Origin of the sequence: Paenibacillus sp. FSL R7-0026 (assembly GCF_038004485.1) — a bacterium.
Classification (GTDB): Bacteria; Bacillota; Bacilli; order Paenibacillales; family Paenibacillaceae; genus Paenibacillus; species Paenibacillus xylanexedens_A.
Window position 1 is genome coordinate 374,715 of record NZ_JBBORG010000001.1, and the last position, 11,677, is coordinate 386,391.

At 47.9% G+C, this 11,677-nt stretch carries 10 protein-coding genes; 6 read left to right on the forward strand and 4 right to left on the reverse strand.

What is annotated here, in order from left to right:
* Positions 1 to 72: 72 nt before the first annotated feature.
* The gene (locus MKY44_RS01855; protein ID WP_341005834.1) at positions 73 to 633 is read right to left on the reverse strand and encodes a GerMN domain-containing protein; all 561 of its coding nucleotides are present in this window, start codon (positions 631 to 633) and stop codon (positions 73 to 75) included.
* A 34-nt stretch (positions 634 to 667) separates the two neighbouring features.
* Positions 668 to 2,080: an N-acetylmuramoyl-L-alanine amidase family protein gene (locus tag MKY44_RS01860; protein WP_341005835.1), complete on the reverse strand. Its 1,413-nt coding sequence runs from the start codon at positions 2,078 to 2,080 to the stop codon at positions 668 to 670.
* A gap of 282 nt (positions 2,081 to 2,362) precedes the next feature.
* Between MKY44_RS01860 and MKY44_RS01865 the strand changes: the two genes are divergently transcribed.
* Entirely contained in the window at positions 2,363 to 3,592 is a 1,230-nt protein-coding gene (locus tag MKY44_RS01865) for an anhydro-N-acetylmuramic acid kinase (protein WP_051449894.1), read from the forward strand.
* 125 nt (positions 3,593 to 3,717) lie between these two features.
* Positions 3,718 to 4,557, forward strand: coding sequence for a MurR/RpiR family transcriptional regulator (locus MKY44_RS01870; protein ID WP_036616797.1), 840 nt, complete (start codon positions 3,718 to 3,720; stop codon positions 4,555 to 4,557).
* Between the two features lie 149 nt (positions 4,558 to 4,706).
* Here the strand turns inward: MKY44_RS01870 and murQ are convergent, their stop codons facing one another.
* Both murQ and MKY44_RS01880 read right to left on the reverse strand, forming a co-directional pair.
* The gene (gene murQ, locus MKY44_RS01875; protein WP_282319649.1) at positions 4,707 to 5,612 is read right to left on the reverse strand and encodes an N-acetylmuramic acid 6-phosphate etherase; all 906 of its coding nucleotides are present in this window, start codon (positions 5,610 to 5,612) and stop codon (positions 4,707 to 4,709) included.
* A gap of 22 nt (positions 5,613 to 5,634) precedes the next feature.
* The gene (locus MKY44_RS01880; RefSeq protein ID WP_341005836.1) at positions 5,635 to 6,597 is read right to left on the reverse strand and encodes an N-acetylglucosamine kinase; all 963 of its coding nucleotides are present in this window, start codon (positions 6,595 to 6,597) and stop codon (positions 5,635 to 5,637) included.
* Positions 6,598 to 6,953: 356 nt separating this feature from the next.
* Here MKY44_RS01880 and MKY44_RS01885 point away from each other — a divergent pair, with 356 nt between their 5' ends.
* The 4 genes from MKY44_RS01885 (at position 6,954) to MKY44_RS01900 (ending at position 11,525) form a co-directional block, all read left to right on the forward strand.
* Positions 6,954 to 8,306 carry an ABC transporter substrate-binding protein gene (locus MKY44_RS01885; protein ID WP_341005837.1) on the forward strand — a complete coding sequence of 451 codons (1,353 nt, stop codon included), beginning with the start codon at positions 6,954 to 6,956 and terminating at the stop codon, positions 8,304 to 8,306.
* 55 nt (positions 8,307 to 8,361) lie between these two features.
* Entirely contained in the window at positions 8,362 to 9,285 is a 924-nt protein-coding gene (locus MKY44_RS01890) for a carbohydrate ABC transporter permease (protein ID WP_341005838.1), read from the forward strand.
* 64 nt (positions 9,286 to 9,349) lie between these two features.
* The gene (locus MKY44_RS01895; protein ID WP_017691096.1) at positions 9,350 to 10,183 is read left to right on the forward strand and encodes a carbohydrate ABC transporter permease; all 834 of its coding nucleotides are present in this window, start codon (positions 9,350 to 9,352) and stop codon (positions 10,181 to 10,183) included.
* A 232-nt stretch (positions 10,184 to 10,415) separates the two neighbouring features.
* Positions 10,416 to 11,525, forward strand: coding sequence for an ABC transporter ATP-binding protein (locus MKY44_RS01900; protein ID WP_047840436.1), 1,110 nt, complete (start codon positions 10,416 to 10,418; stop codon positions 11,523 to 11,525).
* The last annotated feature ends 152 nt before the right edge of the window (positions 11,526 to 11,677 follow it).

The following is an 11,677-nucleotide window of genomic DNA, read 5'->3' on the forward strand; positions in this document are numbered from 1 at the left end:
AGCATGAATTGAATTGATGCGTCAGATTGGAACGTCCCTGGGGACGTTCTTTTTCCATTCTTGTCTGATTACTTAGGGTTCGCGATGAATGGGGTGTTCCAGTTCGGCATGACCCATCAAACTATCAACGGCTTCACCATCCACCAGTATATCCAGGCTGTTCACTTCATCAAATTGAAACATCGTTGTTGTTAAAGCTTCCAATGCGAGCAATTCTCCACTGGTACCGAGATTCGCTTCAGCGGGGATATGAACATCCAAAGTCACTGTACCCTCAACATATTGGACAGAGAGCAATTCCACCTGCTCCCAGAGGGAAACAAGCTCTGAATCGGTGTTCGTTTGCAACGCTGCAAATGTTTTTTCATATTTTTCGGAGTCATCCTTGTACTCAATTTCCTGCTCTGTTTTCTCTAGCTCAAGTACCTGAGAGTCTGCCAAATATACATCGACAACTTGTGTATTCATTTTGCCCAGATCCACCTCCGTTTCGGATGGGTTTGGTGCCTGCACCTGTCCTCCCTGAACAGCAGGTTCATTCGAACCGGATTGGCTCACTGGCTTCTGGGCACATCCAACTCCGATAAGGATCAAGCATGATAATATAAGTGCACAACCTAGCTTCTTATTCAAAGAATCACTTCCTTTATCTGATTTATTTGATGATTTATAGGCCCAAATACTCCTTGATTCCATCAGCTATCGCTTGAGCGGCTTTCATCTGAACAACTTCGGACGACATCAGTTCTTCATCGATTACATTACTCAAGAATCCTACTTCCAAAAGCACTGCAGGCATGGTCGTGTCTCGGATTACTTCCAAGTTGCCATTCTTCACACCACGATCTCTGAGACCCATGGCTTTCACCAAACGTTGATGAATGATAGTAGCTAATTCCTTGCTATTACTGCGTTGATAATAATATGTCTCTGTACCTGTGGCTTGGGGGGCGGACTTCACGCTATTGCCATGGATAGATACAAATACATCCGCATTTAATTGATTGGCGAGTTGAACACGCTCAGGGCGGGTCGGATAGGTATCACCTTCACGAGTCATCACCAATTCGATATTAGGTTCATTGAGCAGCAGGGCTTGTACTTTGTGAGCCAATGCCAGATTGTATTCCTTTTCGGGTTTGTTCGTGATGCTGATCGTCCCTGGATCACTGCCACCGTGTCCTGGATCGATGACCACAACCTTGCGTCCTGAGTCGCCTACTGGAGTGACTGGAGCAGGTGTGACATTGTCACCCGCAACATTCAGATCAATAATCAGTTTGTCGGCAATGACGTTCTGGTTGTACTGGACAACCTTCACATTATTCAATTCTACGACAATGCGAACTTGTGCCGGTTCTCGTTTGAACAGTGAATATCTCACTTCCGTCACATTGGGATAACCGCTCACATCCAGCTTGCCATTGAACCCTTGATCCAGCGGCTGGGAGATATCACCAAAGGTGGCTCCAGGCAAGTCCACAACCAGACGATCAGGGTACTTGAGGGTCGTTACTATCGGCTGAACGGCCCCATCGGTGGATAACACGAGCTGATTATTGGCAAATTGGATATCGGTAACCTGAGCGGTAGAGCTTGAATCCCCTTTTCCAGGACTATTTCCTGGTTCAATTGCAGGTTCTTTACTAGTGTTTGTTAAGTATACGATCTTGTCTTGATTGTTCCATCTCACCTTAAGCCCCATCTGTTCACTGACAAATCGAATGGGAACCACCAGCGTTTTATTCAAAATCTGCGGTGCTGTGTTCAAAGTGACTTGTTTGTCAGCAACCATGGCTTGCTTTTGATCGACGGTTAGGGAAATCCTCTGTTGATCTTGCTGAATTTTTACAGTGCGTGCTTGTTGGTTCCAATCGACTTTGAATTTCAAATTTTCGGCAACGACGCGAATCGGGATCATCACGTTTTTATTGATAATCGTCACCTGTACATCACTTGGGAGGACTAATTCCTCTCCATCCATAAAGATTTTCGACGTGCTTGCAGCGGCATTTCCCTGATTAGGGAGCAAAACGAGTAAGAATAGACTCAAAAACAGTAGTAAAATGGTTTTCTTCATTATGCACCTCGACTAATATTAGATCATTTTCTTAATTCCAAAATATTCCTACATAATATAAACGGTAAAAATGTAAAAATGTTTCTCTTCTGATATCTAATTATCAATTGATGGAAGAAAACATGATGTGTGATCGCAAATGGGATGAATATTTCTCTTTATATTTTTAATGATGTAATTAAATTTCATATAATGTTTGACTTGTGAAATTTAATATCATATACTGGGTGAAATTATGGCAGGATGACGTATTCATCGGGTCTTGCAGGAGGTTGGAAGTGGATGGATACAGGCAGCTATCCGATGTGGGAGAAGTATCGTTTGAAGCAGGAGCATCTGGTCATCGGACTAATGTCAGGAACGTCACTTGATGGAACAGATGCGGCACTGGTGCGTATTCAAACCGATATGAGCGGGGCATTACAGCAGATCGAGCTGGTTGATTTTGTCTGTGTGCCGTATTCGAATGGATTGAGAGACGTACTGATCCGGTTATGTTCACCGGAGACGGCGCGTGTCGACGAGCTGACAGCCGCGCATTTTGGTGTATCAGAGTGGTATGCTCATAGCGTTACGGAACTGATGCAGTCTGCCGGTATCTCAACGCAGCAGTTGGATATGATTAGCATGCATGGGCAGACGGTATGGCATGCTCCTGTAGCATCTGCATTTCCAGGGCCAACGGGAGCAAGTATTGATGTGGTATCGACATTGCAGATCGGTGAATGTGCTGTCGTTCGAGAACGGACAGGACTGCCAGTGATTGGCAACCTGCGGGCAAGGGATATGGCCGCTGGTGGGGAAGGTGCCCCGCTTACGCCTTATGCGGATGCTCTGATGTTCCGCAGCCCGACGGAAGGGCGGCTGGTGCAGAATATCGGTGGCATTGGCAATGTGACGGTGCTTCCCTCCGAGTCATCCACCGAAGGTATTTCGGCATTTGATACGGGACCAGGGAATATGGTGATGGACGCCATTGTGCGGCAGGCAACGGATGGGCGGCAGCATTATGATCCGAATGGAAGTATTGCCGCACAGGGGAAGGTCGATCAGGGTCTGGTAGACTTGTGTTTGGAGGATGAGTATTTCAAAAGACTTCCACCGAAAAGTACCGGGCGAGAAGTATATGGAGCCGCGTATGCAGTGAGACTGATGGAGATGGCCACAAAGCGTTCCTTATCCCTTGAAGATACGCTGGCTACTGCCACCTGTCTGACCGCGGAAACCATCGTGCGTGCAGTGAAGGATTTTATCCTGCCCAAGGTGCAAATATCGGCCATGCTCGCGTGCGGTGGTGGCACTTCCAATGCCACGTTAATGGAGATGATCCGTCAGAGACTACCGAAGGATATCCGTTTGGAGCGAACGGCAGATTATGGTATACCCGATGATGCTCGGGAAGCCATTGGATTTGCTTTACTTGGCCATGAGGCACTTATGGGAAGAACCAATACACTTCCGGCAGTAACCGGCGCAAAACACGCCGTAATCTCGGGCAATCTCACACTTTAGTGAGACCTGAATTTAATATGAGTTCAGTTATGGAAGGGCGAGGAATTCGATTAGACGCGAGTGGAATTATAAGATAAAATGCTTGTACATGAATGCAGTACGGAAAGGAGGAGCGAATGGAAGGCATGAAAGGTGGACTTGTACGTTTACGCGCATTAATGGATGACTTGACCCCGTCCGAACGGAAGATCGGAGCTTATATTCTCGATCACCCGCAAGAAACTGTTCAATCCTCGGTGGCCCAGTTGTCTGAACGGAGTGGAGGCAGCCCAGCTGCCATTATCCGTCTCTGCAAATCACTGGGTGTAACGGGTTTTCAGGAGCTGAAGCTGAAGATTGCCGGAGATTTGCAGACGAGTGAGCCATATCAATATACGGAGATTCGTCCCCAGGACTCCATGGAGAGCATTATTCAGCATGTGTCCGCAAACAATATTCAGTCGGTGAAGGATACGGTTCATATTCTGGACCCACGTCTGGTGGAAAAAGCTGTGGACGTGCTTCATCAGGCAAACCGGATCTTTTTCTATGGAGTAGGGGCCTCCAACCTGATTGCGCTGGATGCACATTACAAGTTCATGCGAATCAATCGCACAAGCTTTTCGTTCGCCGATCCGCATATGCAGATTTCGTCCGCAACGACGCTTCGTGAGGATGATGCGGTGGTATGTATCTCGTATTCAGGGGAGACTTCGAACGTAATCTCCTGTCTCAAGCATGCTCATGATGGTGGTGCAGCGACAATCAGCATTACCAAGTGGGGCAGCAATACACTCAGTAGTATGGCGGATGTGCCCCTGATGATTACTTCCACCGAAAGTGATATTCGGAGCGGAGCAACTTCGTCACGGATTGCACAGTTGAACGTGATCGATATTTTGTATCTGGCGATTGCCAGTCGGGATTACAACCAGTCGGTGGAGTATTTGGAGAAGAGCCGACAGGCTATTCTGGAGCACAAGTGAAGTAAAACCATATGAATCCCTTTCTGAATATGCAGGAGGGGATTTTTTGACGGATTATATTCGCTTTTAGTATAAAAAAATCAAAAAAAGAGCCCAGACTAATGTCGGGCTCCTCTCTTTCAACCTCTAATATTACCCCCCTGTACGGCTCAGGAAGGCCCCGCAATGGCGCTGCGGACAAATCCGTCAGCCAGATCAAGCCTGTGCTGGGCTTCCGTTGCGTCCACACCTGCCATCAGCATGACGATTGCCGTTTTTACATGACCGTCTGCAGCGGTAAAAGCCTCTTCAATATCCGCTTCATTTGCTCCGGTTGCCAGATGGACCATGCGTTTGGCCCGATGGACAAGCTTCTCGTTCGAAGGGTTCAGATCAACCATGAAATTACGGTAAACCTTGCCCAGACGAATCATGGCGGTAGTGGTGAGCATATTCAGAATCATTTTCTGGGCGCTGCCTGCCTTCATACGTGTTGAACCCATGACAACCTCTGGGCCGACAACAGCCTCAATGCTCACATCAGCCAACAGGGTCATCGGCGTGCCTGCATTATTGCTCAGGCTGATCACCGTAGCCCCGATCTCCTTGGCGTGTCTCATCGCACCCAGCACATACGGCGTTCGTCCACTGGCTGCAATGCCAACCACAACATCGTTTTTGTCTAAGCCATGTTCATCAAGGTCCGCAGCTCCCAACTCCTCATTATCTTCAGCACCTTCAACCGGGTCCTTCACTGCCCGGAATCCCCCTGCAATAATACCCTGCACCATGGATGGCGGGGTTCCGTAGGTAGGCGGGCATTCCGAAGCGTCAAGTATTCCTAATCGTCCACTGGTACCTGCGCCTACATAAAAAAGCCTGCCGCCAGACTGAAACGCCTCCAAGATCCGATCCGCAGCTTGAGCAATGACCGGAATGAGGGGCTGAATGAGCTCCGCAATCCGTTGATCTTCCTTATTAATGAGTTCCATAATTTCTGCCGAAGGCAATTCATCTATATGATCCGTTAGTGGATTGGGTTGTTCTGTTAGTAGTGAATTCAGCATGTGATTCATCCGTATGGCCTCCTTCTCTCTTTTAAAATGATTCATTCAGGGAACAGCGTATTCTTGCCAGTTGTGCTGCCCCAACCGCTGGAGCGGGGGCATCTTCACGATATACAAAGTCCAACTCTCCATAATATCCCGATAACTTCAGGATAAATGTATTTCGGAAAAGTGTAGCGTATCGAAACATTGATCCGGACAGAACAACCGGAGTGGATACAAATTCGGGATGACGGGCAACCAGCGCCTTGGCGGTATCCGCCAATTGTGAGGCTTCGTCGATGATCAGTGCCCGGGCGGCCTCATCTCCGAGTTCAGCTGCTTCTATAGCTAAGCGGGCGATGGATGCGGTCTCGGTTTTGCCCCAATTCGTCTGATACACTCGCGTCTTTAGTTCCGATATATCCCGAAGGCTCAGATTCTTTAGAAGAAGCGGGGTTAAACGGGTGGGAGGAAGAACACCGTCATAACTCTGCATAACCACTTGGAGTGCACGCTGCCCAATACGATAGCCGCTCCCCTCATCTCCGAGCAGATGACCCCAGCCTCCTGCACGGTATCGCTCGCCTTCCCGCGTAAATCCGTACACGATGGAACCTGTTCCAGAGATACACAATACACCGTGCGTATGTCCGAGAGAGGCCATCAGAGCAATCTCTCCTTCGGATATAACCCAGACTTGACAACCTTCTGATGCCTGTCGATTAAGACTCTTCATATAGTTATTTACTGCTTCGGCTATAAGTTGCCGTTCTTGGATCGTATCTACACCTGACATACCGAGGCATATACCCTCACAATTTGTCGATAAATCACTTATTAGATTAAATAGCTGTTCCAGCACTCGTTGCAGTTCGGAAATGGCCTGTTCAGTGGATACGCTGTGAGGATTCGTGGGACCGCCGCTGAGTCGGGCGAGAATTTCACCAGATTCAGAAATGATTGCTGCATCAGTATTGGTACCGCCTCCATCTATGCCTACATATACTCGCAAAGTGGCTCACCTCGCTTGCTTGGGTTTTCTTTTTACATAGTATAGTTGCATGAAAAGAAAAAGTAAAATTAAATTTTATAATAAAAAATAATGTTGAATTTTTATTTTACAACTCATATAATGAATTCAATCTAAAATTTTGGAAGGAATTAATACTGTTAATGTCAATTAAGTTGACGTTAATATTGCATTTAAGAGATTTAGCCTGCGACTGGCAGGCCCAATCTACAGGGGAGGTGCTTTTCCTTACTGCCGCGTGTATAGGTGGATGGCGTTTGAAGGCTGAGCGATCACAAAGGGGTAGCATGGTTAGGCAATGAAAGAATCGGATGATGACATGCAAAGGAGATGAAGGGATGAAAAAGAAGGGTCTGGTATGGACGATGTTGTTGATGATGGTCTTGGTTACTGCCTGTGGGAATAGCGGAGGTGCTGCTTCGGATGATCCGAATGCCGATGATACGGTAACGGTATGGACCTATCCTGTACATGGCACATATGAAGATGAACTGAAGGATCTAATCTCTGATTTCAATAAAGAACACCCGAACATTACCGTGAAGACGGAAATGCTCTCCTGGGCGGAAGGGCCCAAAAAATTCGATGTCGCTCTGAACGCGGGCAACCCGCCGGATCTTTACTTTCACAGCGTAGATGGCACATATGTGAATACGGGATTGGCACTTGAATTGGACAGTTACCTGACACCTGAGATCAAGGACGACTACCTGCCAGGTACGCTGGATTTAGGCCAGATTCAGGGGAAACAGTACGGACTGCCGTTGTATCAATTCCAATGGGCTTGGGGTGGTAACAAACGCATTCTGGAGGAAGCGGGCATTGATTGGAAGTCCATTCAGCAAAATGGCTGGACCTGGTCCGAATTCAACGATGCTGCTGCCAAGCTGACCAAAACGTTGGATGGCGGGGCCAAGCAATATGCACTGGTTACCGACGGAACCTCGCTTGACTTCATTGAAATGCTGTCCCGGAACAACGGCATGATTGATGTTCTTGATAAAGACGGCACGTTCCAATGGAATGATGGTCGCATTCTGGATACCCTCTCTTTTATCAAAAACCTGATGGATCAAGGGTATATGCCGAAGGAAACGGCGGCTCTCGCTCCAGCAAAACGGACGGATATGTTCTACGCGGGGGAAACGGCGATTATCTCCAAAGCGATTCCTTATTATGATGTGATGATTCAGAACCGCAACAAGGACATCGATGATGGCAAGGTGCAGGGAGAGAAGATTGATTTTGTCCTGTTGCCTGTACCGCATAATGATGATCAACCTGAAGCAACAACGATGGGCGGCGAAGGGTATGTAGCCTTCAAACAGAAGAAGGACAAAGGCGAACGGCATGCCAAAAATACGTTCCTTGTGATGGAGGCGCTCAGTGGTGCCAAAGCAGGGAACTCGGCCAATGAACTGGCGCTTCCATTCGTAAGACAGTCCCAGGTGGAACTGTTTAAAGGAAAAGAGCTTGGGCAAGCGGATAATCTGGCTGCTGCAAAAGTCATGGCAGAGAATATCGCGATGCCGGTTGTACTTGAACTGGATATCGATAAAGCATCCGAGCAAAAACAATTCAAGGAACAGGTTGTGAAGCCTAATATTCAGGCGCTGTTCTCGGGTGAGAAAACACCGGAGCAGATCGCAGAAGACTTCAAGAGCAAAGGCCAGCAGATGTTTGGACAATAACTCGGACAATCAAACATAACGTAAAACCACACTGATTAGGAGAGGAGGATTCGCCATGCAGACCGCCCTTGCGCCAAAACCGTCAGTGCCCCGGACTTCCCGGGTTGCCCGGTTTTGGCGAGACTACGGGTGGGCGTATTTGTTTATTTTGGCGCCTGTCCTGCTGTTTCTCATTTTCACACTGTATCCTGTTCTGACGGCTCTTGTGATGAGCTTCCAGAAATACAACATTATGAACTCAACGTGGGTTGGATTGGATAACTACGAGCGACTGGTGAAGGATGAGACGTTCTGGAAGTCGATTAAAAATACAGTCATCTTCACCGTAGGCACAATCCCGGTCAATATTCTCATTACATTTGTACTGTCCTATTTCATCTATCAAATGAAAAGCAAATGGCAGACATTTTTCAAAGCTACCATGTATCTGCCTGCGGTAGCCTCCGGGGTGACCATCTCCATTGTATGGCTGGCGATCTTTGACCCGACGGATTCAGGACTGCTCAACCGTTTCCTCGGTCTGTTCGGCCTTGACCCGGTGATCTGGCTGGGCCAGTCGGGAACGGCACTTTTTTCCCTCATTCTGATGAACTGGCTTGGATCGCACGGAGCGGGTATTATTCTGTATTTGTCAGCCATGGGCGGTATTCCGAAATCGCTGTACGAGGCGGCGGATATTGATCATGCCAGCGGCTGGACCCAGTTCAGCAAGATTACATGGCCGCTGCTCAAACCAACAACGCTGTATCTGCTCGTCACGGGTGTCATTACATCCTTCCAGGTGTTCATCTCTGTATATCTGATGACACAGGGTGGACCAAACTTTGCGACAACTACAATCGCTTATCTGATCTATGAGACGGCATTTAAGTTCTATGAGTTCGGATTGGCTTCGGCTCAGTCGTTTGTACTGGCGATTATCATCATTGTCATCTCCGTCATACAGTTCAAATATTTCTCCAGCGATATTGAGTATTAGAGGTAGTTCAAAACACGTACTATTAGGGCACGTTGCATTAAGCATCCGGGGGTGAATGAAATCCATGAAATCAACACAGAAAAAGATACTGCTCGTTGTTGCATCCATTCTGCTGGTGGTCTGGGCGCTGGTGACGGTCATTCCGATGTATTGGATGCTCGTTGGTTCGGTGCAGGATAGTGCGATGTCGGCTTCGTTTAAACCACAGATGATTCCGGAGCAGTTGTCGTTATCACCATATGAGCGCTTTTTTGCCAAAACCGATGCCTGGCGCTGGCTGTACAATTCGCTGCTCATCTCGATCATTCTGACCGTAACAAATGTATTCTTCGCCTCCCTGGCGGGATATGCGTTTGCCAAACTGAAGTTTCCGGGTAGTCAGGCGGTATTCTGGACCTTGCTTGGGACCATGATGATTCCGGCACAGGTGACACTGATTCCTTTGTACATTCTGATGGTCAACGTGTTTGACCTGGGAGATACGTATACGGCCATTATTCTGCCTGCTGCCGTCAGCGTAGGGAACATATTCTTGATGAAACAGTTCATGTCCACGCTGCCCACATCGCTGATTCATGCGGCACGTATCGATGCATGTAGTGAATTCGGCATCTTCTGGAAAGTCATTCTGCCGATGGCAAAGCCGGGAATCGCGGTGCTGGCGATATTCACGTTTGTGGCTTCGTGGAATGAATTCTTCTGGCCGTTCCTCATTACCAATTCCAACGAGATGCGTACCATTCAGGTGGGGCTGGCCTCGTTTGTATTTGCCGAATCAACGGACTTCGGCGCAATGATGGCAGGGGCAACAATAGGTGCGCTGCCCATGATCATTCTGTTTTTCTCACTGCAACGTTACTTCCTACAAGGCATTACGATCGGTGCAGTAAAAGGTTAATTCCAATATATGTTCAACTAAACATTTACACTATAACGGAGAGGACAGAAATAACCTGAAGAAGCGAAAGCGTTCGCCTTTATCACCGGATTTCCCCTTTTATAAAGGAATCAAAGAAATCTGGGGATAACAGCGATCGGAAGGTTGTTCTGTCATCGGAGTGCAAGTGTAAATATTCGTTAGTTGAACTTATATATTCAGGACAAGCGACAACGTAAAGGGGGATCTACCTATGGCACGCGTGGAGTTTCGCCAAGTGCGCAAAGAATTCAAAGACGATCATAAAGGAACGTTCACGGCTGTGGCCGGCTCGGACTTTGTTATAGAAGATAAGGAATTCGTAGTGTTTGTGGGTCCTTCGGGCTGTGGCAAGACAACGTCACTGCGGATGATTGCCGGACTTGAAAAGCAAACGAGCGGTGATATTGTGATCGGTGACCGGCTTGTTAACGATCTGCATCCGAAGGATCGCGATATCGCGATGGTCTTTCAGGATTATGCACTCTATCCGCATATGACCATCCGCGAGAATCTTTCCTTTGGCCTGAAAAATCTGAAAAAGCCAAAATCCTATATTGATGAACAGGTGCAGAATGCGGCCTCCATTCTGGGACTGGAAGCGATGCTGGAGCGCAAACCACGCGAGCTGTCTGGTGGTCAGCGCCAGCGTGTTGCGGTAGGACGGGCGATCGTCCGTGATCCGCAGGTGTTTTTATTCGACGAACCCCTGTCCAATCTGGATGCCAAGTTGCGGGTACAGATGCGGGTGGAGTTGGGTGAGCTGCATAAACGTCTCGGTGCCACGATTGTGTACGTGACGCATGATCAGGTAGAAGCCATGACACTTGGGGAACGCATCGTGGTCATGAATCATGGAGATATTCAGCAGGTGGCTTCACCAAAAGAACTGTATGCGAGTCCGCGGAATATGTTTGTTGCCGGATTTATCGGTTCCCCGGCGATGAACTTCATTGATGCCCGGATTGAAGGCACGCAGGTTGTCGTGGACGGTGCATCATTCACCTTGCCAGCAGATGTGCTCGCTCGTCTTCAGAGTCATCAAGGCAAGCCGGTGATTATGGGTCTGCGTCCAGAGCATATTTTTGGTGATGATGTCGCTCCGAATATCCCGACAGACCACATGCTGCAGGCGCGGGTTCAGGTTGTAGAACATCTGGGCTCCGAGAATTTGGTATATTTCCATTCCGGTGCCCGTACTGTTACGGCCAAGGTCCACCCGGAAACACATGCTTATGTAGGTATGGACAAAAATTTTGTACTGGACCTGCGTAAGGCACACTTTTTCGATCCAGAGACGGAGCTTGCGATTGGACGGGAGTAAGCGCGGCTGTCCTAAAAGTAATGAGCCTGAATGTGTACTATTTTTTCTCGTTATTATTTTATTTTAAGGAACCTTACACACGTTATTCGCTCCCATTTGCACCGGTTTGAAATGTAACGAATCACAGAGACTTTATTTACTCGAAGATGTTG

Bases quoted from the DNA above. Each gene is read 5' to 3' on its own strand.
- MKY44_RS01860 (WP_341005835.1), bottom strand. From the start codon at position 2,080: ATGAAGAAAACCATTTTACTACTGTTTTTGAGTCTATTCTTACTCGTT.
- MKY44_RS01865 (WP_051449894.1), top strand. From the start codon at position 2,363: ATGGATACAGGCAGCTATCCGATGTGGGAGAAGTATCGTTTGAAGCAG.
- MKY44_RS01870 (WP_036616797.1), top strand. From the start codon at position 3,718: ATGAAAGGTGGACTTGTACGTTTACGCGCATTAATGGATGACTTGACC.
- murQ (WP_282319649.1), bottom strand. From the start codon at position 5,612: ATGAATCACATGCTGAATTCACTACTAACAGAACAACCCAATCCACTA.
- MKY44_RS01885 (WP_341005837.1), top strand. From the start codon at position 6,954: ATGAAAAAGAAGGGTCTGGTATGGACGATGTTGTTGATGATGGTCTTG.
- MKY44_RS01890 (WP_341005838.1), top strand. From the start codon at position 8,362: ATGCAGACCGCCCTTGCGCCAAAACCGTCAGTGCCCCGGACTTCCCGG.
- MKY44_RS01895 (WP_017691096.1), top strand. From the start codon at position 9,350: ATGAAATCAACACAGAAAAAGATACTGCTCGTTGTTGCATCCATTCTG.
- MKY44_RS01900 (WP_047840436.1), top strand. From the start codon at position 10,416: ATGGCACGCGTGGAGTTTCGCCAAGTGCGCAAAGAATTCAAAGACGAT.